This is a genomic window from Acidaminococcus massiliensis, from assembly GCF_900095825.1.
GTDB classification, from domain to species: Bacteria; Bacillota; Negativicutes; order Acidaminococcales; family Acidaminococcaceae; genus Acidaminococcus; species Acidaminococcus massiliensis.
Map to the genome: position 1 here is coordinate 410,504 of NZ_LT608315.1, position 19,831 is coordinate 430,334.

At 55.5% G+C, this 19,831-nt stretch carries 19 protein-coding genes; 3 read left to right on the top strand and 16 right to left on the bottom strand.

Annotated features, from left to right (window positions below):
• Positions 1 to 20 precede the first annotated feature (20 nt).
• From BQ2657_RS02115 to BQ2657_RS02140, 7 genes are all read right to left on the bottom strand, one after another.
• The gene (locus BQ2657_RS02115; RefSeq protein WP_075579156.1) at positions 21 to 1,265 is read right to left on the bottom strand and encodes a hypothetical protein; all 1,245 of its coding nucleotides are present in this window, start codon (positions 1,263 to 1,265) and stop codon (positions 21 to 23) included.
• 128 nt (positions 1,266 to 1,393) lie between these two features.
• Complete coding sequence (locus tag BQ2657_RS02120) at positions 1,394 to 1,879, bottom strand: hypothetical protein (RefSeq protein WP_083236137.1); 486 nt, start codon at positions 1,877 to 1,879, stop codon at positions 1,394 to 1,396.
• 2 nt (positions 1,880 to 1,881) lie between these two features.
• Complete coding sequence (locus tag BQ2657_RS02125) at positions 1,882 to 3,504, bottom strand: AAA family ATPase (RefSeq protein ID WP_075579157.1); 1,623 nt, start codon at positions 3,502 to 3,504, stop codon at positions 1,882 to 1,884.
• On the bottom strand, positions 3,491 to 3,955 hold the full coding sequence (locus BQ2657_RS02130) for a hypothetical protein (protein ID WP_075579158.1): 465 nt from the start codon (positions 3,953 to 3,955) through the stop codon (positions 3,491 to 3,493). The genes BQ2657_RS02125 and BQ2657_RS02130 overlap by 14 nt, the downstream gene beginning before the upstream one ends.
• On the bottom strand, positions 3,952 to 4,104 hold the full coding sequence (locus tag BQ2657_RS12950; protein ID WP_154667100.1) for a hypothetical protein: 153 nt from the start codon (positions 4,102 to 4,104) through the stop codon (positions 3,952 to 3,954). Before BQ2657_RS12950 ends, BQ2657_RS02130 begins: the two co-directional genes overlap by 4 nt.
• 13 nt (positions 4,105 to 4,117) lie before the next feature.
• Complete coding sequence (locus BQ2657_RS02135) at positions 4,118 to 5,698, bottom strand: hypothetical protein (protein ID WP_143224820.1); 1,581 nt, start codon at positions 5,696 to 5,698, stop codon at positions 4,118 to 4,120.
• 101 nt (positions 5,699 to 5,799) lie between these two features.
• Positions 5,800 to 6,099 carry a LysM peptidoglycan-binding domain-containing protein gene (locus BQ2657_RS02140; protein ID WP_075579160.1) on the bottom strand — a complete coding sequence of 100 codons (300 nt, stop codon included), beginning with the start codon at positions 6,097 to 6,099 and terminating at the stop codon, positions 5,800 to 5,802.
• Between the two features lie 168 nt (positions 6,100 to 6,267).
• Here BQ2657_RS02140 and BQ2657_RS02145 point away from each other — a divergent pair, with 168 nt between their 5' ends.
• Both BQ2657_RS02145 and BQ2657_RS13195 read left to right on the top strand, forming a co-directional pair.
• Positions 6,268 to 6,945, top strand: coding sequence for a response regulator transcription factor (locus tag BQ2657_RS02145; protein ID WP_075579161.1), 678 nt, complete (start codon positions 6,268 to 6,270; stop codon positions 6,943 to 6,945).
• Positions 6,946 to 6,960: 15 nt separating this feature from the next.
• The gene (locus BQ2657_RS13195) at positions 6,961 to 8,691 is read left to right on the top strand and encodes a sensor histidine kinase (RefSeq protein WP_075579162.1); all 1,731 of its coding nucleotides are present in this window, start codon (positions 6,961 to 6,963) and stop codon (positions 8,689 to 8,691) included.
• 227 nt (positions 8,692 to 8,918) lie between these two features.
• Here the strand turns inward: BQ2657_RS13195 and BQ2657_RS02155 are convergent, their stop codons facing one another.
• Both BQ2657_RS02155 and BQ2657_RS02160 read right to left on the bottom strand, forming a co-directional pair.
• Entirely contained in the window at positions 8,919 to 9,398 is a 480-nt protein-coding gene (locus tag BQ2657_RS02155; RefSeq protein WP_083236138.1) for an S-ribosylhomocysteine lyase, read from the bottom strand.
• A 128-nt stretch (positions 9,399 to 9,526) separates the two neighbouring features.
• Positions 9,527 to 9,925, bottom strand: a complete 399-nt coding sequence (locus tag BQ2657_RS02160; protein WP_075579164.1) for a DUF190 domain-containing protein — start codon at positions 9,923 to 9,925, stop codon at positions 9,527 to 9,529.
• Between the two features lie 398 nt (positions 9,926 to 10,323).
• On the opposite strand from BQ2657_RS02160, the gene BQ2657_RS02170 reads away from it, so the two are divergent.
• Complete coding sequence (locus tag BQ2657_RS02170) at positions 10,324 to 11,307, top strand: RpnC/YadD family protein (RefSeq protein ID WP_075579166.1); 984 nt, start codon at positions 10,324 to 10,326, stop codon at positions 11,305 to 11,307.
• A 272-nt stretch (positions 11,308 to 11,579) separates the two neighbouring features.
• Here the strand turns inward: BQ2657_RS02170 and BQ2657_RS02175 are convergent, their stop codons facing one another.
• The 7 genes from BQ2657_RS02175 to BQ2657_RS02205 all read right to left on the bottom strand — a co-directional run bounded on the left by BQ2657_RS02175 (position 11,580) and on the right by BQ2657_RS02205 (position 19,813).
• A complete protein-coding gene (locus tag BQ2657_RS02175) occupies positions 11,580 to 12,515 on the bottom strand; it encodes an alpha/beta hydrolase (RefSeq protein WP_075579167.1) in 936 nt (311 codons plus the stop codon).
• Positions 12,516 to 12,556: 41 nt separating this feature from the next.
• A complete protein-coding gene (locus BQ2657_RS02180; protein WP_390621263.1) occupies positions 12,557 to 13,426 on the bottom strand; it encodes a YitT family protein in 870 nt (289 codons plus the stop codon).
• Entirely contained in the window at positions 13,419 to 14,525 is a 1,107-nt protein-coding gene (buk, locus tag BQ2657_RS02185; protein ID WP_075580950.1) for a butyrate kinase, read from the bottom strand. Before buk ends, BQ2657_RS02180 begins: the two co-directional genes overlap by 8 nt.
• Positions 14,526 to 14,603: 78 nt before the next feature.
• Entirely contained in the window at positions 14,604 to 15,950 is a 1,347-nt protein-coding gene (locus BQ2657_RS02190) for a 2-hydroxycarboxylate transporter family protein (protein ID WP_075579169.1), read from the bottom strand.
• A 19-nt stretch (positions 15,951 to 15,969) separates the two neighbouring features.
• On the bottom strand, positions 15,970 to 16,866 hold the full coding sequence (locus BQ2657_RS02195; RefSeq protein WP_083236140.1) for a phosphate acyltransferase: 897 nt from the start codon (positions 16,864 to 16,866) through the stop codon (positions 15,970 to 15,972).
• A 15-nt stretch (positions 16,867 to 16,881) separates the two neighbouring features.
• Positions 16,882 to 18,678, bottom strand: coding sequence for an aconitase/3-isopropylmalate dehydratase large subunit family protein (locus BQ2657_RS02200; protein WP_075579171.1), 1,797 nt, complete (start codon positions 18,676 to 18,678; stop codon positions 16,882 to 16,884).
• Positions 18,679 to 18,694: 16 nt separating this feature from the next.
• On the bottom strand, positions 18,695 to 19,813 hold the full coding sequence (locus tag BQ2657_RS02205) for an aconitase family protein (RefSeq protein WP_075579172.1): 1,119 nt from the start codon (positions 19,811 to 19,813) through the stop codon (positions 18,695 to 18,697).
• Between the last annotated feature and the right edge of the window lie 18 nt (positions 19,814 to 19,831).

Below are 19,831 nucleotides of genomic sequence, written 5' to 3' on the forward strand. Positions count from 1 at the left end.
TCAGTAGACACTGCAAAATCTTACTTCTTCAAACCCCATTGGCTGAGCACATGGAGGCCGTCGGCTTCCGGCACCAGCCCGGTAAGCCGTACCAAGTCGAAGAGATTGAAGCCCTTCACCTTCAGCTGGGACAGCCGGCTCTTCTTGATCACTTCCGTGAAGTCCACGGTCAGGCTCTGGTCATTGAAGGTGCAAATCAGGTCGTCCCGGTTCACCACCGTCATATTGAAGATGGCGTTCACCAGGCTCATGATGATCCGGGTCCCCAGGAGACGCACCAGCAGTTCGCCCAGCCGATTGTCTGCAATGGAGAAATCATGGATCCGGAACCGGGCATAAGAGGCCGTATTGTTCAGGGCCAGGGCTTCGATTTCTACATCCGCCGTCAGGGATCCATATTTTTCATGGTCTACGGTGACTTCCAGCTGGTTCTCTCCCTGGTACCGGCATTCCCGGAACTGGAATTCGCTGTCCTTCATGGCTTCCCCCAATCCCTTGGCCAGATCGGTATAGGGGATCACCAGTTCTCCCCGGCGCAGCTGTTCGAAGGTCTGGGCATTCACCCACCGGCTCACCGCTTCTTTGAAGGGAGCCACCAGCACATTGAAATCTTCCACATAGGTGCCCATGTTTTCCGCCACTTCACCCAGGCGGTCTGCGGCTTCATCAGCCTTGCCCTTCAGTTTGTCGAACAGAGGCCGGGCTTTTTCTGCCACTTTCTTCCGTTCATCCCCCAGGGGCAGGTTCTTATTCTTATCCTTGGTGAATTCCCGGAATCTTTCCATGCCTTCCTTCCGGGCCTGTTCATACATCTCCTTGAACTGGCTCAAGTCATCGGGCCGGCCTGCATCCAGCCAGGCATTGGCCGCTTTCCCCACCGCATAGGTGATGCCCACGGCCATGGGGACCTGGAGAGGCGGGAAGGGGATGAAGGTGAACACGGTCTGGCCCACGAAGGAAGCCCCCAAAGAACCGATCAGCCCGGCAATGGCGCCGGTTTCCAGTTCCACGCCCCGGAGATCGCACAAGCGGGTGATCATGTAGACTTCATTGGCCATCAGGGCCAGGCTGCCCAGGAAGGGCGTCATGACGATGACACTGGCCCGGGCTGCGCCCCAGCGGATGATCCGTTCCGATTCCCGGGCGATGTCCTCCGGTCCCAGGTTTTCTTCCTCATCCACTGCTCCGTCCATAGGACGAGCTTCCGCTTCGATGGTTTCTTCATCTTTTTCCACAGCGTCCCGTTTATCCATTTCTTCTGTCATAAGAATCCCTCCTGTCATTGTCCGCAGCTTGCTTTGCGGAGATCCATCCTCTACCGTAAGTATAGCATATTTCCCTCAGCCCGTCAGGCTTTGGGGCCAGGTATCGGAAAAGTGTCACAAACCTCCATTCAGTCCGGGATCACCGCCACCCGGCCGTCCGGGAACACCCCTCGGCAGCAATCCGTATAGACTTCCACAAAGGCGTAGCCTCCGTACAGGGCCAGGCTCCGTCCCTTGTCCAATCCTTCCGGCAGGGCTTCCCCCAGATGGTAATGGCGGAGGATTTCCAGCCGGTAATCCAGGGTATGCACATCATAGGTATCGTCGATGTAGCACTTGGCCAGGACCCCCAGGAACTGCCCCAGGCAGCGGACGGCCGGGAACTCCTTCCGGATCTCCTCTGCCACCCGGGCGGCGAACCGGGGATCCAGCCTCCCATCCCCAGTATCCAGTTTCCCCAAAAGGTCCACATAGGCCGGGTTCCGGGTCTCCCGCAGGAGCCGGGCATTTTCCCCTGTAAGGGTCCCTGTCTCCGTAGGGGCGCCACCCTGGGTCCGGAGCTCGGTGCCGGAACGGGCCAGGGCTTCCTGCCGTTTCTGTCGGCTCATGAACATGGTCACTCCCCCTTTCTCCGCACCAATACCCGCCGGGCCAGGTTCCCCGTATGGGAGGGCAGCTTTTCTTCCCCGATGGGCCGTCCAGAAGCCGGCACTGCCCTTTCTTTGCCCCAACTGCGGATCTGGTCGATCTTTTCCGGGCTGGTCTGGGAAAGCGGCACCACATTTTGGAAGGAGGACAGGATCTCGCTCCGGGTCAGGTCATGCTCCGGCTCCGCCACCTTCCGGTAGGCCAATTCCCGCACCGCCGATTCCAGATCTGCGCCGGTGAACCCATCGGTGAGAGTCACCAGCTGCTTGGCGAACCCTTCATTGGAATGGATGTCCACCTGGAGATACCGCTGGAAGTACAGGTGGAGGATGTCCTCCCGTTCCTCTTCCGTAGGCAGGTCCACAAAGAACAGTTCATCGAACCGGCCTCGACGGAGGAGCTCCGAAGGCAGCCGGGATACATCGTTGGCCGTGGCCACCACGAACACCGCCTTCCGGCATTCCTGGAGCCAAAACAGGAACTGTCCCACCATCCGGGTGGAGACCCCTCCGTCATTGGAGGAACCGGCCCCAGCCAGGCCTTTTTCGATCTCGTCGATCCACAGGATGCAGGGGGACACATTCTCTGCCGTAGCCAGGGCATCCCGCAGCTGCCGTTCCGACTGGCCCACATAGCTGCCCTGGACCGTGGCGAAATCCAGCCGATAGAGGGGCAGTTCCCAGCTGGCCGCAATGGCCTTGGCGGAAAGAGATTTCCCGCAGCCCGGCACCCCCACCAGAAGGATGCCCCGAGGCGGCTGGAGATGGAGCCGGCGCATGAGTTCCTTTTTTTCCGGCCGGAGCAAGGTCTTCTTTTCATCCAGCCAAGCCTGGAGCCCCTGGAGTCCGCCCACTTCCTTCATGGTCGGGTCCACCTGGATCTTTTCCAGGCCGGAAATGTTGGAGAACAGGCGGTTCTTGGCATTCCGCACTTCACCCATATCTTCTTTGGTCACTTTGCCCTTGGCCAGGAGGGCCGAAAGCACATTGGTGGCTTCGATCTGGCTCACTCCGGCCAGGGTGGCCGCCGCCTCCCGGATATCCCCTTCATCCCACTGGATATCTACTTCATCCCGGTTCACATCCAGCTGGGAATGGATCAGCTGGGTCATCTCCTCTTCATCGGGCATGTCCAAGGTCACGATGAGGCCGTGGCGCTGGAGGTTGTTCCAGACCGGCCGGTGGCTCACCACCACCAAGGTCCCGTACATCTCCGATGCCAGAGAGACAAGGTCCAGCATCCGCTGGGCGTCGCTGCAGTCCTGGCTGATGTCGGGGATCTCCGTCAGGATCAAGGTCTGGTATTCCTTCTTTTCCTGGCGCATCTTCCCGATGAGGAAATCCCCGGCTCCCAGGACGGATTTGGCATTTTCTTCCACGCTCCGGTTGGTACACAGCTCATAGACACCCTTGCTCAGGGTATGGGCGAAGAAGCTCTGCTGGTCCAGCCAGTGCTCCTGGTCCAATTCCAGGGCGATCTCCCTCAGCAATTCCAAGGCCCGGGGCACTTCGATGGTCTGGAGCACGATGAAGGGGATCCGGGCGATGAGATACTGCCGCAGCAGCTGTTTGGCTTCTTTACGATTGCTCATGTTTCTCCTCCCATCGGTTCACTGGATACAGCTGTAGGAGATGCTGCAGCACACTGCTGTGGTCCTGAGCGGCCGAAGCTTCCAGACTGGTCTGGACCCGGTCCGCTCCCTTCTGGATCTCGGCCGGGAATTGGTTCCGGAGAGATTCCGGCAGGCCGGGGAGGGTGACCGCTGCCTTCAGCCGACCCAGCCCATCCCGGAGACCTCGGATCGTCCGTTCCGCCTGGTCCGGAGTCTGCAGGGCTCCCTGGGCCTGGAATTCTCCCACCAGATTTTCGAACCGCTTTTCCATGGCCTCATCCAGCCGGGCAGTGAACCGTTCCAGGACCACCTGGAAGCAAGGGATCTTCCCTGCCTGCATGGCAGGCAGCACTTCCCGGTCATTCTTCCCTTCTGCGAACTGTTTCAGCAGGGGGATCCACTCCCCATAGATTTCCGGTGGTTTGATCATCCCTTATTCCCTCCCCGTACCGGCATCCGGGGCGGCATCAGGTCCCAGTCCGGGAACTGATGGCCCTGGCGGCTCTGCTGCTTTTCCTGTTGGGCTCCAGACTGGGGCCCAACGGAAGCAAAGGGGCTCCCCTTTTCTTCTTGTTCCATCCTGCTTCCTCCTTTATGAATGGCGGATCCGCCGCTTCTGCATCATTTCAGCTTCTTTTTCCAACTGGGCGAACTGGGCCCGGATCTTTTCCTGTTCCCCGGTATAAGCCCGGTAATGGTCCCGGAAATCCGCTGTCTCCGCACAGGATCCCCGGACCAGGGCTTCCAGGGACTGCCACAGCTGTGCCCGGTCCTGGGCGAACTGCTTGGCCAGGGGCCGCTTCTTCCAATACTGCCAGAAGGTCATGAGTCCCAGGAAGACCACCATCCCCAAAAGAGGGGACTGGACATGGGGCATGGCCATGTGGAAGAGGGCCAGGATCACTATGGACCCCATGAACGAAAAAAAGAAGCTGGTGGATCTCCTCGCCATGAAGAAGCAAAAGACCCCTGTCCCCAAGGTAAAGAGTACACTGTGCTGGGCCATGAGCCTTCCCCCGTTCCCGTACAAGTACATCCCGGCCAGGAACCAGGGCAGGGTGGTCTTCATAGCGGCCCACCGCCAGTCTGCGTACCGCCGTTCCTCTGCCAGGGCCCCATCCATGCTTTCCTGGCACTGCCGGACCACGTCCCTTTCTTCCATCCCATCCTGGATGTCGCAGCTGAAGCAGTAGTTCTGCCGGTGGAAGGTATAATTGAAATTGTAGCGGATGGGCCCCGGTACCAGCCGAGCGGTTTCCCCTGTCACATCATCGAAGGCTTGGTGCAGCCAGCGGGCCGAATGGGCCAGCAGGAACCGTTCCACCCGAGGACTGGGCACCCCATCTTTTCCCTGTTCCGTCTGCCGGAGGGAAAAAGTCAGGAAATCACTGTAGGTCCCCTTCCAGATGGCCGCCGGCAGCTGCAGGCATTCAGACCGGAGGAAGGCTTCCAGCAGCAGACGGCACCCTTCCCGCATCTCCTTCCAGATTTCCTGCCGGCTTTGGTGCCGTTCCAAGAACTGTCCCACCGGCCGGGCCAGGAGTGCCCCTTGGAGCAGGGTCCCCGCCGTGGTCCCGGGCAGTTCCCGGAGATACTGGTACTGGTCCAGCTGAGGGAGAGCGATGTTCTTCCGCAGCTCCCGGAAATACCGGCGCCACAGATCCACCTGCCGTCCTTCCGCCTCAGCGGACCGGGACAGTTCTTCCTCCCAGCCTGCCAGCACCGTCTCCAGTTTCTTCCCTCCTGCCGGAGAAAGGGCCTTCCGGGCCCACAGTTCCAGCAGATACCGGAAGTCCCCGGTCACCAAAAGCTCGTTCTGGTTCCGGAGATACCTCTCCAGCCACCGGTCGCTCATAGGATCCCGCTGCTGCCAAGCCGCGGCCAGGAGGAAGAAAAGAGACGTCTTTTCCTCCTGGAGCCCCAGGGCCCGGTCCAAGGCCTTCTGGGCAGATCCCGGTTCATCACAGAACCAGAACACCAGGGCTGCCATACTGTAGCTGAGCCAATCCTGGGAGGCCCGCACCACCCATTCCCGGGCCCGGGCCAGCCAGCCCGCATCCGGGATCAATCCCTGTTCCAGATTCCGCAGTACGCCGATGTAATAATTCCCTGTCTTTTCGCCCCGGCAGGCCTTTCCCGCCCCCGGAGAAACCCCTTCTGCCATACTGATCATTCCCCTGTATCTTTACTTGTCAATTCTTTTCCATTGTACAACAAAAAAGGAGGTGATGCACGCGTGAAAACCACACACGTGCATCACCCCCCGATCAACCGTCAATTGCGGCTGGCCACCATCTTTTCCGTTTTGCGCTGTTTCACCGGCACCGTCAGCTTCTGCCCTGGCTGGATGGCCTGCCGCAGGTCTAGGTGGTTGGCCTTGGCGATCCGGTCGATCACTTCCCGGACATCTTCTTCCGGATGGGTATACCGCCGGGCGATGCCCCACAGGCTGTCCCCCCGCATCACCACTACCTGTTCTGTATGATAACTGGTGGGCGCCGCTTCCATCTGCAGCACCCCATACCCGGAAACCCCAAATAAAAGCAGCACCAGACCCAGTAAAATCCTTTTCATTTTTCGTCCCTCCATTCGAACTTTTGTTCGTCATGGCAAGGCTTTTATGAATATATGTTCGTTTTTTTCAGGATAAGCCATATCCTCTGGCTATAACCGTTCCCCCTCTGTTGGAAACCCGGAAAGTGGGCTATAATGAAAGGAAAAAGCAACGGAAGGAGCAATGGTATGTCGCTGATTTATTGTGTGGAAGATGACGAAAATATCCGGGAGCTGGTCCGCTACGCCCTGCGCAGCCAGAATTTCCAGGCAGAGGCCTTTCCCGACGGCACGGCTTTCTGGAAAGCCCTGGAAGAAAAAATGCCCGACCTGGTCCTCCTGGACATCATGCTGCCGGGAGAAAGCGGCCTGGACATCCTGAAGAAGCTCCGGGGCCAGGCTGCCACTTCTTCCCTTCCCATCATCATGCTCACCGCCCGGACCAGTGAATATGACGTAGTCACCGGGCTGGATGCCGGAGCGGATGATTACATCTCCAAACCCTTCGGGATCATGGAACTATTGAGCCGGGTGAAGGCCGTCCTCCGCCGGGGCAGCATCCAGAAACCCCAGGCCCAGGATCTCCTGGTCTGCGGCGACATCACCTTGGACCTGAAGAAACACCAGGTCACCACCCAGGGAGAGCCCTGTGAACTGACCGTCAAGGAATTCGACCTGCTCCATTACCTGATGGCCAATGCCGGCATCGTCCTGAGCCGGGACCAGATCATGGAAGCAGTCTGGTCCTTCTCCTACGCAGGAGAGAGCCGCACCATCGACATGCACATCCGGAGCCTGCGCCAGAAGCTGGGAGAAGCCGGCCGGATCATCCAGACCGTCCGGGGTGTGGGCTACCGGATCCAGTAAAACAGGGAGCCGTCTATGAAAAAACAGATCTATCTCCATCTGTTCCTGGTGGGGCTGGCCTGCATCCTGATCACCGCCTTAGTCTGTGCCTTTGCCTCCTGGCAGACCGCCAAACGCCAGACCTTGGCAGACCTCCAGCAGGTGGCCCAAGTCATGGGCACCGAGATGGAACATTACAGCGATCCCTATGTTTTCCTCCGTCGTTCCAGTAAGTCTTCTGTGGATCTGCGCTTCACCTGGGTGGACCACCATGGCACCGTACTCTACGATTCTTATGAAGAAGCATCCCGGATGCCCAACCACCGGGAGCGGCCGGAAATCGCCGAAGCCCTGGGAGAAGGCCAGGGCAGCGATGCCCGTCATTCCACCACCCTCCAGGAAGTGACCCTCTATGCGGCCCAGAGGCTCTCCAATGGCAGCGTGCTCCGGGTGGCCCGGACCCAGACGGAACTGTTCCGTCCCCTGGAAGCCCTGCTGCCCTGGTGGATTGTTTCCCTCCTGCTCTTGATCCTCATCTGCCAGTTCACCGTACGGCGGCTCACCCAGGGGCTCCTGGACCCATTGGACCAGGCCACCCGGTATCTGTCCCAGATCGGCCAAGGAGATACCACGGAAGAAGAACGGCAGCTGTTCCACACCTCCTATCCGGAATTGATCCCCTTCCTGGCCACCATCGACCGCCAGGGCAAACAGCTGGACCAGAGCCTGCGGAACCTGGAACAGGAACGGAACACCATGAAACGGATCACCGACAGCCTGAAAGAAGGTGTCATCCTCCTGGACGACCAGATGCGGATCCAGTGGATCAATGCCTGGGGGTTCCAGCTGCTCCAGCAGGAAGAACGCCCCACCGCCGGCCGGCCCCGTCTCCTGGGGAAATTCCTCATGCCCTTCCTGCCCCCGGAAGCCCGGATCCCCCTAAATCAGCTCAAAGATGGACGCTCTTGGACCCAGACCGTGAAATACCGGAGCCGCCAGTACCAGCTGGATCTCCAGTTCCTCACCCCGCCCCAGGGCCGGGCCACCCGCATGCTGATCATCCAAGACATCACGGAAGCCCGGGAACGGGAACAGCTGCGGAGGGACTTCACTGCAAACGTGACCCATGAGCTGAAGACCCCCCTGACTTCCATCAGCGGCTTTGCTGAACTGATGGCCGCCGGGATGTACCAGAAGAAAGAGGATATCACCCATTTCGGCCAGCTGATCCGGAAAGAAGCCGGCCGGCTGCTGGAAATGATCAACAGCATCATCTTCCTCTCCCGGATCGAAGAGATGCCGGCCAATGCTCTCCAGGAAGAAGTACCCCTGGGCGGGCTGATCCAGTCCGTGGTGGAATTCATGGATCCGTTCTGCAAGGACAAACAGGTGACCATCCACTGCCAGCTCACCGAAGACAAAGTCCGGGGCAGCAGCAGCATGCTCCGGGAAATGGCCATGAATCTCATCGACAACGGAGTCAAGTACAACCGGCCCGGAGGCCATGTGTACGTGACCATGAAACGCTCCGGGAGCCAAGTGATCCTCACCGTGAAGGATACCGGCATCGGGATCCCGGAAGACGTCCAGGAACGGGTCTTCGAACGGTTCTATCGGGTGGACGGCAGCCGGAGCAAACAAAGCGGCGGCAGCGGCCTGGGCCTTTCCATCGTGAAGCACATCGTGGAACAGCACCGGGGCAACATCAGCCTCACCAGCCGGCTGAATGAAGGGACCACCATAGAAGTCCATCTGCCGGGAGCGTGAAAATGGGGGGTGTGAAAAAATTCACACCCCCGGTCACGGGCCACGAGTCACGGGTCGCGAGCCTTGACGTTTAAGCCGTTTGTTCTTTTTCTATAGGATGATAAGGCAAAATCCATTGGAATTTGCAAAACGGGATTTTCGGCTTGCACCAACAAGCCCGCGGCTCACGACTCGCGACCAAAGGGGCTGTGAAAAAATGATTCTTCATTTTTTCACAGCCCCTTGTTTTATTCCACGATCTTCCGCTCATAGGGATCACTGCTGATCCCTTTGGCCAAAATTTCCTTGGCCCATTCCTGGGCACAGAACAGAGAATGATCCTTGTAGTTCCCACATTCCTTTTCTTTCGTTCCGGGCACCTGGTCCCAGGTGGTCTTGACCACCAGTTCCAAGGCTTCCTTCAATGCCTTGGCCACGTCTTTGGGATCATGGACGCCCCAGCACAGGAGATGGAACCCAGTGCGGCAGCCGAAGGGAGAACAGTCCAGATAGCCCTTGATCCGAGGCCGCAGGTAGAGGGCCAGGAGATGTTCCAGGGTGTGCATCCCCCCGGTAGGGATTTCCTGCTGGTTAGGCTGGCAGAGCCGGATGTCGAAGTTAGAGACGATATCCCCATGTTCCCCGGTCTCCTGTCCAATCAGCCGCACATAAGGGGCTTTCACTTTCGTATGGTCTAGAGTGAAACTTTCGATGATGACTTTTTCCATATTCATTCCTCCAATGAAAGAAGTGTTGCACGGTTCTGTGCAACACTTTCTTGTCAGCTGTCAACAGTCAGCGGTCAGCGGCCGTTGACCGTTGACGGGGGTGCTGCCCATTTGCAGCACCCCCTTTTTCATTTCTGCAGTGCCGGGTTGTCCCGGTTGGCAATCTTTTTCTGGTATTCTTCTTTCACGAAGTTGGTGGCCAGCATGTCGATTTCTTCCACCGTAGCCACCCCATGGCGCAGGTTTTCCTCTAGGAACGGATACAGCAGTTCGATCTGTTCCTTCTTGTCGATCATGGTGATGACCACCGGCAGGTTGATGGCTTCGGAAACACTGATGAACAGTCTCCGTTCCTTTCCCCGCACCCGGCTCCCATAGCCCTGGGTCCCCCGCATCACCGTACAGCCGGCGATCTTGTATTTCCCAGCAATGTCAAAGATGGCCTTGTAAAAAGGTTTGTCCTTGTAGAAGAAGTCCTCCCCTACATAGATGGTCAGTTTGGTCAGTTTCAAGAATTCAGCAGCCATACGTCTTCCCTCCATTTCGGATGAGTTTCTCTTTTCTTGGTTTTATTGTAACATAAATTAATTATTTTCGTAATAGGAAAGGATGATGTGAAAATACTTTTAAGCAAGAAGGCAGACTCGGCCCTTAATAAGAAGTCAGACTGGCCCTTACGGGCCTTTCAGATGTCAGACATAAGCTTGTTGGCGATGAGCAGGACGGACCAGCATCTAAGCCGAGCGAAGCTTACGTCTGACGTCTTAAGGCCCGTTAGGGCCGTTTCTAACTTCTTCTTTTTTCTCTTACAACACTTTCTTCCACTTAATGACGGCTTTTTTCCACTCAGGAAGGAAGTTCTTGTTTCTTAACGAATGGTATCACCATTGGACCCTTGCAAAAATAACAGAAAGATGGTGATTCCATGAAAATCTCTACCACTGTTGCCCAGGATCTGGGCACGTGGCAGGAAGAACAGGCGCTGGATGCTGCCTGCTGCCGACTTTTGGCTAACAAAATCATCCTGGCTCATATCCTCCAGGGCTGTCTTCCGGAATATGAGCATTGTTCCATTCCCGAACTGCTTCCCTGTCTGGAAGGGACTCCTGCCGTCTGTTCTGTGGCCGTGGATCAGGATGCCCTGAATCCCGGACGCGTCAGAGGCGAAAACACAGCGGACAAAAGCATCACAGAAGGAAATGTGAATTTCGATATCCTGTTTTCGGCGCGTACTCCTGACGGCAGTGATTCCCGACAAATTTTCATCAACGTGGAAAGCCAGGATACCTGGAGTCCTGGTTATCCCCTGCTGAAGCGGGCTGCCTATTACTGTGGAAGGCTCCTGTCCCGGCAGAAAGGGATTGTCTTCCAGAATTCCGACTACCAGAAACTCCAGAAAGTCTATTCTCTCTGGGTCTGCCTGGATCCGCCGAAATCCAAGGAGAACACCCTGACTGCCTTCCATATAAAAGAGGAAAATTTGGTAGGAAATGCCAAATATGGTAAAATGAATTATGATATGGTGTCCATGATGATGATTTGCCTAGGACAGCCGGACCATCGGCAGGAGGACATCATCCACCTGCTCAGTGTCCTCCTGTCCACAAAAATGGACCCTGACGTAAAGAAAGAGATCCTGGAACGGGAATATGATATTCCCATGACCATTGAGATGAAAAAGGAGGCGGAGACCATGTGCGGTATCGGACACGCCATTGCAAGGAAGAACTTGGAAAAAGGCATAGAGCAAGGCATTGAGAAGGGCTTGGAAAAAGGCCGCATGGAAGAACGGGAAGCCAACATTGTTGCTATGCTGAAGGAAAAGATCCCCATGGAGACCATTTCCCGGATCACCCATTACTCCCTGGATCAGATCCAGAAGCTGGGGAAATTGCATGGACTGCTGTAAGTAGGATAAGACATCAGAGCAGACCTTAATAAGAAGTCAGACCGGCCCTTCCGGGCCTTTCAGATGTCAGACATAAGCTTGTTGGCAATGAGCAGGACGGACCTGCATCTAAGCCGGACAAAGCTGACGTCTGACGTCTCAAGGCCTGTCAGGGCCGTTTCTGACTTCTTTTTTTGATATCTCAAAGCCCGCGTCAGGGCCATTTCTGACTTCTTTACACGGCCTCCCGGCTCTTTTGGACACACTAACGTACAGTGTTCCTTATTTTTCCCTTATACAGTTCTCTTCTCCAAATACTGCCTAATAAAACTTTCAATGACTTGGAGGACTTCATCTTGGACCCAGTATGCTCCCCCATGTCCGGCACCCGGTATCACATACCGTTCACTGGGGATTCCTTGGGCCCGGAGAGCTTGGAAAAGCAAATCTGTCTGGCTGGGAGAGACTTCCAAATCTTCACTTCCATGCATCAACAAGATGGGAGAACTTTTTTTACTGATATAACAAAGGGGATTGGCAGCTGCTGCTCTTTCCGGATTGGCCTGAAGGCCTCCCGGACTGCCTCCAATCTGAGGTATTCCATTGACAAAAAGCGATTGGAGAGACCCTTCTGACCTATGGAATGCCTGGATTTCTTCACGATAGTCCTCGGCTGCTTTGGAAAGATCTGAAGGTCCATACAGACTGACTGCACAGCTTACGTCACTTTTTACCTGCAGGTTCTCCCCTTTATCAAACCGCGCTACACCATTTGTGATGCCAGCAAAAGAAGCCAGATATCCACCGGCACTGGCGCCTACCAGTGCTATCCTCGTGGCATCCAGATTCCATCTCTCTGCATGGGACCGTAAATAACGGACGGCCCCTTTTACATCTTCCAGCGGTCCCGGGAACTGGGTACCGGGGGTCACCCGATACGCAACAGAGGCTACGGCGTACCCTCTTTCTGCCAGATAGTACCGCAGCTGCACTCCATTGTCCCGGTTGCTGAAGATAAATCCCCCGCCAGTAAGGAAAATGACCAGAGGCAGCGGCCCTTCCTGCTGGGGCTGCAGCAAATCCAGTGCCATAGGCATATTGGGGTATCCATGGCAGGAGACCTGCTCATAGATGATCCCAGAAATTTGTTTGATTTCCTGCTTTTTCAAGGAAATTTCCAGGAAGTGACTGAAACCATACGTACTCGATCTTTCGTTGATCATATCCATTGCTTACCTCCCAAAGTCAATTTTCAGCCAGAAAAAATCTTTCACCAGGTGAATCCTTTTCCCACGACTTCATTCACATCCTGTATGGCCACAAAAGCCTGAGGATCCTCTTCCTGTACGATGGCTTTCAGCTGGGCCAGCTGGGTCAGTTTCAGGACCACCAGGAGGACTTGCAGTTTTCGGCGGGAATAAGCTCCTTCTCCCTGGAGGAAGGTCACCCCCCTGTCCAGTTCATGAAGGATCCGGGTACTGATATTCTCCGGCCTTTCTGTAATGATCAGGATGCTTTTCTTGAAATCGAACCCCACCACGAAGGTATTGGTAGATTTGAAGATCACAAAGAACATCATCATGCTGTACAGCACTGGAGTCAGCCCCAGAAAGAAAAGAGCCGCCAGCATCAAGGTAAAATTGTACAGGAAATTGGTGGTCCCCACCGAAACATTGTAGTATTTCTGGCTCAGGAACCCTAGGATGTCCACTCCACCTGTGGTGGAACCGGCCCGGAAAACCAGTGCATAGCCCAGTCCTGTCAGGACTCCGCCGGCAGCCAAACCGAGGATAGGATCCTCTACCTGGACTTTTCCCTGGAGAAAAGCCAACCCATCCAATGCCGCTGAAAAAAGGAAGGTTCCAATCAGGCTGTCCACAAAGAATTTCCGGCTGATATACCGCCAGGCCAGATAGAACAAAGGGAAATTCAGCAGAAAACCTACCATCCCAGGAGGCCACCCGAAAAGATAGTAGAAAATAATGGCCAGCCCGGTAAGGCCCCCTGTCAGGAAATGATGGGGAACAAAAAAAATATGGAAAGCGCCAGCCATCAGGACACATCCTGCAAGGATGCTCCCATAACGGAGAAATGTCTGGGAAAAGGGTGTCCAGGGCTTCAACTTTCGACAGTCAGCCAAGATGGAACCCGTTCCAGCAGGGGATCCCCGTATAGGTTTTGGGTTCCTCTTCTCCGGTAAGGACCCGCAGGGCACCAGCTGCCAGTGCCTCCATTTCAAATTCTCCGGCCATTATTGTAACCGGCGCAATGAACTGCAGTTTCCGTTTCAGTTCTGCATCCACATAGGGATCATAGCTGATGCCCCCGGTCAGGACAATACCGTCCACCTTTCCTTCCAGGACTGCCGCCATGGCTCCGGCCTGTTTGGCAATCTGGTAAATCATGGCGTCATAGACCAATTTGGCATACCCGTCCCCGGCAGCGATCCTTTTTCCCACTTCCCGGGCATCACTGGTCCCCAGATGATCCACCAGGCCCCCATTCTTGGTGATTTTCTGATAGATTTCTTCTTCTGTGAACTTTCCGGAAAAGCACATCCGTACCACATCTTTCACCGGCAGAGCACCGCAGCGGGTAGGCGCCATCGGTCCGTCTCCCTGGGCGATGTCATTGGAATCGATCATCTTCCCTTTCCGATGGGCGGTAACGGAGATGCCGCCCCCGATATGGCAGATGATCAGATCTATCTCTTCATATCGTTTCCCCAGGCTTTTGGCATAACGGATCCCCACTTCTTTCTGGTTCAGGGCATGGAGCTTGCTTTCCCGGTAAAGGCCCTTGAGCCCGGTGATCCTAGCCTCATCGATGAACTCATCCACATCAGGAGGATTGACGATGAAAGCCTGTCCCCCGTACTCTTCTACGAATTCATGGGCCAGCTGGGCTCCCAAAATGGCTGGATGCTGGACACTGACTTTATTGCGCTGATCGGCCAGGATCCTGTCATTGACGGGATATGTACCCCCTACCACACTGACCAATCCTCCTCCCCTCCCTACGAAAGCATCGGTACCAGTAAGGCTCTGATTGGCTTCTTGGAGAGCTTCCAGGATAGATTTCTTTCGATAAGCCAGCTGATCCAGGATTTCCCGGAACTGCTTCAGTTCAGCAGCTTCATGGGTGATATTTTTGCTGAACACTTCCACGTCTCCCTGGAAAAGGGCAATTTTAGTAGATGTAGAGCCTGGATTGATGGCAAATACTTTATATTCCTTCATCATATGATTCCTCCCAACAGGATAAAAAGAGCCAGGAACGGAAATCTTGTAAATTTCCAGCTCCTGGCAAAAGCAGCATCACAGCATGAAAAGCGGATACAGAAGCCCCAGCCAGATGACCATTAGGGCCCCTCCGATCCGGGTGGAAATAGAGGCAAAAGCCAGAAGGTCCATCCGTTTGGCAGCGGTCAGCACGGCGATATCTCCGGAACCGCCGATATTGCAGCAGCACAGGCCGGCGGTAACTCCGGCTTCATAGGGATACAGCCCGGCAAGGCGGCCGAAAAGCATGGCCCCCACCATGGCACCCAAGACTCCCAAGAAAATCACAAGCAGCACGCCGCCGGAGAAATAGCTGGTCAGGTCGGTGATGCGCAGGGAGCAGACCCCGATGCCGGCAATCAGCATGGGCAGCATGGCCTTCAGGGCAAACTGCATAGAATAGACGCAGTCATAGGACACATCTTCCGGCAGGATGTTAGTGGTCTTGATCAGAATGGCCAGGATGATGGTCCAAGCCAGGCCGGCAATGTGATTCAGCCCCGGGATGTGGGCCAGCAGGACGCCAGCCAGGTAGAGGACCAGAGCCATGAAGATGCCCCCGCCCAGTTTCTTGTAATCGGCAGAAGTCACGTCTCTCTTTTCCCCCTTGACTTCATCTTCTGCTTCAATAGCATCTTGGTTCATCAGGATCTTCCCCCGCCCGTTGAGACCAGGGATCTTTTCTGTAAGAGGACCGCCGACAGCGGCAAAGAGTACGGCCAGTACATTGGAAATGGAGGCATAACAGAGGAACTGTCCTGCCAGCCCCGTCAGATCCTTTCCCGCCAGATTGGAATACAGAGCCGGCAGCGTGGTCATAGCACCGGCAGAACCGCCGGACATGCAGGGAGCGCCTACATAGAACATTCCTTCTTTCCAGCCGAACCCGGTGAGCCAGCCTCCCAGGATGCAGAAGCCCAAGGCAAAGACCTGGCTTCCTACCACTGTGGGCAGATACCGCACGGTAGCCTTCATCAGCACTTTCCGATCCATGACCAGGACGGATCCCACCAGCAGGAGAGCGATATAGGCATCCTGGAACCCTGTTTTCATCAGGACACGGCATCCATTGACCAAAGTCTGGGGAATCATGCCCATATAATTCATGAGAGAGGCCCCGAACAGAGGCAGCAGGCAGGAACCGCCCAGATATTTATTGACGATGGGAACCGCGTCCCCAAGCCAGAAAAAGAGCCCGCCGACCGCCATCAGGAAAGCTCCAGTGGCAATGTAGTTGGTCGCCACATATTTTCCTGCTGTATTGGCATAGACCGTGGTGGTAGGCAGCCAGCCCATATAGGTACAGATCATGATGATCAGGAAAAATGGCAGGAAATATTTGAACTGCAGTCCGCAAACTTGGAATTGGATATCTTGTTTCATATGAAATTCCCCTTGTCTTTTAACAGCCGTGGCCGATCAGGGCAGCCACTACAATGGACATGTATTTATCATCGGCAGAAGCGGCCCGGGAAACCAGGAGCACCGGAACTTTTGCACCCAGGACCACCCCACCGGTCCTGCCGCCTCCGATGACCGTGATGGCCTTGGCCACCGCATTGGCTGCCACGATATCCGGCAGTACCAGCAGATCCGCATCCCCTGCCACCGGACTTTCATAGCCTTTGATCCGGGCCGCTTCCGGATCCATGGCCAAGTCCAGACTGATGGGCCCTTCCAGTGTGCAGCCGGGGATACCTTCCCGTTTGATGGCATCCGCTTCCACCGTTTCCGGCATCTTGGGGTTCACTTTTTCCACAGCAGCAAGCATGGCCACCTTAGGATCCTTTTCTCCCAAAGCATGGAAAGCGCCTACCGCATTGCGGATTTCCGCTTTTTTCTGTTCCAGATCCGGATAGGTCAGAAGAGCCGGATCCGTAATGGCGAATACTTTGTGGTAATAAGGACTTTCAAAGAATCCCACCAGGCTCATGATGTCCCCAGTGCGGATTCCCGTATCCTTGTTCACCAGGACCTTCATCAACGTCCCGGTCTGACATTTGCCCTTCATGATACAGTCCACCCGGCCTTCCCGGGCCAAGTCCGCTGCTTTCTGGATACATGCCACCGGATCTTCCAGGTCGATGATGTCCACTTCCAGTTCTGGGCAGCCGATTTTTTCCAGGATTTCCAGGATTTCTGTTTCTTTTCCAATCAGTACCGGACGGACCAAACCGTCCCGAGCAGCCTGGCTCACCGCCTGGAGGGTATGTTCATCCTGGGCTACAGCTACTGCCACCCGCCGTTTCCCCTGCTGCTGCCGGAGCATTTCTTTCATCTGTTCAAAATTTTTCAGCATCACGGCACTTCCTTCTCAAAGTTTCCGAGGATCAGTCACTACGCCAGTAAGAGCCGTAGCCGCTGCCACTGCTGGACTGCATAGATAGCTCAGGGTCTTCTTGGTTCCCTGCCTGCCGATGAAATTCCGATTGGCTGTAGAGAGGATCCGCTCATCGTCATACATCAGCCCATAGGGCATACCGCAGCACAGCCCGCAGCAAGGATGGCAGATGACAGCCCCTGCTTCGATGAAGGTCCGGATATAGCCTCGCCGGATGGCTTCCTTAAAGACCGCATTGGTGGCAGGAACCACAATGAACCGCATGGTTTCCGGCACGTGTTTTCCCTTCAGGATTTCTGCAGCAATGGCCAGGTCCTCGATGCTCCCGTTGGTACAGCTGCCCAGATAAACTTCATCCATGGGAGTCCCTTCCACCTCTCGGATAGGATGGACATTATCCACGCCCTGAGGACAGGACAGCTGGGGTTCCAATTCATTCACATCATAGGTCAGTACTTTTTCGTACTGGGCCTCTTCGTCCATGGTCACCCAATCGATTTCCGAAAGGGGGACGCCATAGTAATCGGCCGTTTTCTGATCTGCCTCAAAAAGACCGCATTTGGCTCCTGCTTCCAAGGCCATGTTGGCCACAGTGAACCTAGCATCCATGCTCATTTCATGAGCGGCCGGACCGGTAAATTCCAGGCTCTTGTATTGTCCTCCATCCGCCTTGATATCCCCCAGGATTTTCAGGATCACATCTTTAGACAGGACCCCTTTGGGCAGATGCCCATTCAGGACGATTTTGATGGCTTCCGGGATCTTGAACCACAGTTCCCCGGTAATCAAGGCCGCCGCCATTTCCGCCGTCCCGATGCCGCTGCAGAAACACCCGGCTCCTCCGTAGGTGGTGGTATGGCTGTCCGTTGCTGTGGCTACGCAGCCCGGTCTGGCATACTTTTTTTCATGCATCAGGCTGTGGCAGATCCCTTCCCCGATGTGGAGTTTTTCGATTCCGTACTCTTTGGCCAGTTCCAGTCCTGCATCATAATGAGCCGAGTCATTTTTCGCCACCGCCGTAGGCATGCAATGGTCGAACACAATGGTCACCCGGTCCGGAGCAAAGATTTTTTTGGCTCCGATTTGGTGAAGGGTATCCAGCAGATAAGGGGTATAGATATCATGGATCATGAACATATCCGGGTGGGAAATCACGATATCCCCTGGTTTGACCTGTTCTACTCCCGCATTTTTCCGCAGAATCTTTTCCGCCAGGGTAAAGCCTTTCCTGCGCCGTTCCCGGTCATCCAGTTCTTTATGGGGTTCCGGCTGGAACCCTCCTGCCAATCTCCGTTTCGTATCGGCAATCAACCCACCGTGAGCTACGATATCGAAAAGATTCTGGGGAATGGCACCTACAGGGAACTCCTTCCCATTGGCGCTGACCTTGTGCTGTTCCAGGTCGACAGTGACGATGTCACCTCCCTTTACCACATCCTGGATCCCATCACAGGTCAGCAGGATGATGCCGCTGTTAAAGGCATTCCGAAAGAAAATCCGAGCAAAGCTTTTGGCGATGATGCACCGTACTCCATTGTGGCTGAGGACCGTAGCTGCCTGCTCCCGGGAAGACCCGCAGCCGAAATTGCTGCCTGCCACCAGGATATCCCCTGGCCGTACCGTAGACCCAAATTCCGGTTTCAGCAGCTCAAAAGCATACTTCTTCATTTCTTCGATGGTGGGAATGGTGCCTCGCTTGCCGGGGATGATGGTATCCGTATCGATATCATTGCCAAAGGTCCAGATCCTTCCGCTGAAAACTTTCTCCATAATTGCTTCTCCCCTTTTATAAACTCTTGGTCCAGGATGCCCGGATCACCGTTTCCACAGAAGCCGTATACACGGAGGAGTCCGGCACCCCCATACAGCCGGCATAGGTATAGAGCCCCGTAGTCACCAGAGTTTCTCCCCTGCCGATGACGCCGGCTCCCTGCCGTACTTCACTGCGGTCCCCTGCTGCCTGGATCTGTGCCCCATAATCGATGAAGTGTTCGATGATTCCTTCCTCCATTGCCTTGATGTAATCTGCGCTGGTGGCCGGGCAAACGCTCAGCCGGAAGCCCTTGGCCAGTTGCTTTCCCTGGATCAGATGATCAGCCCGCCGCAGGTCCTCGATGGTCCCGCCTGTATACCCGCCGATCTGGCCGGCTTCCACCGACCTGCCCCGCAGTTGAGAAACTGGGAAGATGGGCGCCGTCTTTTGATTTTCCCGGCGGCCGCAGGGGCCTACGGCCATGGCTCCGCAGCCGTCCAATTTCAGGACCCGGTCAGGCGTCCCGGCATCTGTACAAATCGCTGAAAAAGCGCCGGTTCCGCAGACCATGCTGCAGAACACGCTTTTCTGATGGAGATTCCACTGGGGAGCGATGATCTGGAGCATTTTCCCTGAAATATCCTTATTTTCAGTTAAAAACTGCAAGGCCGCATCCATGCTGCTGATTCCTTCCGGCAGGGTTCCCTGGATTCTCACCGTCAAGGTCTCTGGTACCACCACCTGATAGCTTCCGCTTTCCAAAATCCTGGCCAATTCCAAGGGGCTAACATCGATTCCCAAGGCACCTGCGGCCCCCAGAATGGAAGCATGAAAGCCGCCGCCCACCAAGATCTGTCCCGGCTGGACGATATGGAGCAGGCATTCATACGCACTTCCCAGCGCCTGATGAAAAGCAATCCCATATTTTTTAGCAAAATCTCGGAGGATGTCGAACACATGGGACGCTTCCGGATCTCCGGTCGGGACATTGTGGTCAAAATAAAGCTGGACCTTGGCTGGCTGTGCCACGTTCTGTGCTTCCAGTACCGCTTGATGGGCCACGCCATTGGTCACCAGCAACCAGTCCGGCTGGAAGGAAACCACAGTCCCTGCAGGAGCACCCAATATTTTTTCAATCAAGGGAGTTGCCATTTTTTACCGTCTCCTTTT

What these genes read in the sequence shown, in the direction of transcription:
- BQ2657_RS02115 (WP_075579156.1), bottom strand. Translation starts at nt 1,265, where the DNA reads ATGACAGAAGAAATGGATAAACGGGACGCTGTGGAAAAAGATGAAGAA.
- BQ2657_RS02120 (WP_083236137.1), bottom strand. Translation starts at nt 1,879, where the DNA reads ATGTTCATGAGCCGACAGAAACGGCAGGAAGCCCTGGCCCGTTCCGGC.
- BQ2657_RS02125 (WP_075579157.1), bottom strand. Translation starts at nt 3,504, where the DNA reads ATGAGCAATCGTAAAGAAGCCAAACAGCTGCTGCGGCAGTATCTCATC.
- BQ2657_RS02130 (WP_075579158.1), bottom strand. Translation starts at nt 3,955, where the DNA reads ATGATCAAACCACCGGAAATCTATGGGGAGTGGATCCCCCTGCTGAAA.
- BQ2657_RS12950 (WP_154667100.1), bottom strand. Translation starts at nt 4,104, where the DNA reads ATGGAACAAGAAGAAAAGGGGAGCCCCTTTGCTTCCGTTGGGCCCCAG.
- BQ2657_RS02135 (WP_143224820.1), bottom strand. Translation starts at nt 5,698, where the DNA reads ATGATCAGTATGGCAGAAGGGGTTTCTCCGGGGGCGGGAAAGGCCTGC.
- BQ2657_RS02140 (WP_075579160.1), bottom strand. Translation starts at nt 6,099, where the DNA reads ATGAAAAGGATTTTACTGGGTCTGGTGCTGCTTTTATTTGGGGTTTCC.
- BQ2657_RS02145 (WP_075579161.1), top strand. Translation starts at nt 6,268, where the DNA reads ATGTCGCTGATTTATTGTGTGGAAGATGACGAAAATATCCGGGAGCTG.
- BQ2657_RS13195 (WP_075579162.1), top strand. Translation starts at nt 6,961, where the DNA reads ATGAAAAAACAGATCTATCTCCATCTGTTCCTGGTGGGGCTGGCCTGC.
- BQ2657_RS02155 (WP_083236138.1), bottom strand. Translation starts at nt 9,398, where the DNA reads ATGGAAAAAGTCATCATCGAAAGTTTCACTCTAGACCATACGAAAGTG.
- BQ2657_RS02160 (WP_075579164.1), bottom strand. Translation starts at nt 9,925, where the DNA reads ATGGCTGCTGAATTCTTGAAACTGACCAAACTGACCATCTATGTAGGG.
- BQ2657_RS02170 (WP_075579166.1), top strand. Translation starts at nt 10,324, where the DNA reads ATGAAAATCTCTACCACTGTTGCCCAGGATCTGGGCACGTGGCAGGAA.
- BQ2657_RS02175 (WP_075579167.1), bottom strand. Translation starts at nt 12,515, where the DNA reads ATGGATATGATCAACGAAAGATCGAGTACGTATGGTTTCAGTCACTTC.
- buk (WP_075580950.1), bottom strand. Translation starts at nt 14,525, where the DNA reads ATGAAGGAATATAAAGTATTTGCCATCAATCCAGGCTCTACATCTACT.
- BQ2657_RS02190 (WP_075579169.1), bottom strand. Translation starts at nt 15,950, where the DNA reads ATGAAACAAGATATCCAATTCCAAGTTTGCGGACTGCAGTTCAAATAT.
- BQ2657_RS02195 (WP_083236140.1), bottom strand. Translation starts at nt 16,866, where the DNA reads ATGCTGAAAAATTTTGAACAGATGAAAGAAATGCTCCGGCAGCAGCAG.
- BQ2657_RS02200 (WP_075579171.1), bottom strand. Translation starts at nt 18,678, where the DNA reads ATGGAGAAAGTTTTCAGCGGAAGGATCTGGACCTTTGGCAATGATATC.
- BQ2657_RS02205 (WP_075579172.1), bottom strand. Translation starts at nt 19,813, where the DNA reads ATGGCAACTCCCTTGATTGAAAAAATATTGGGTGCTCCTGCAGGGACT.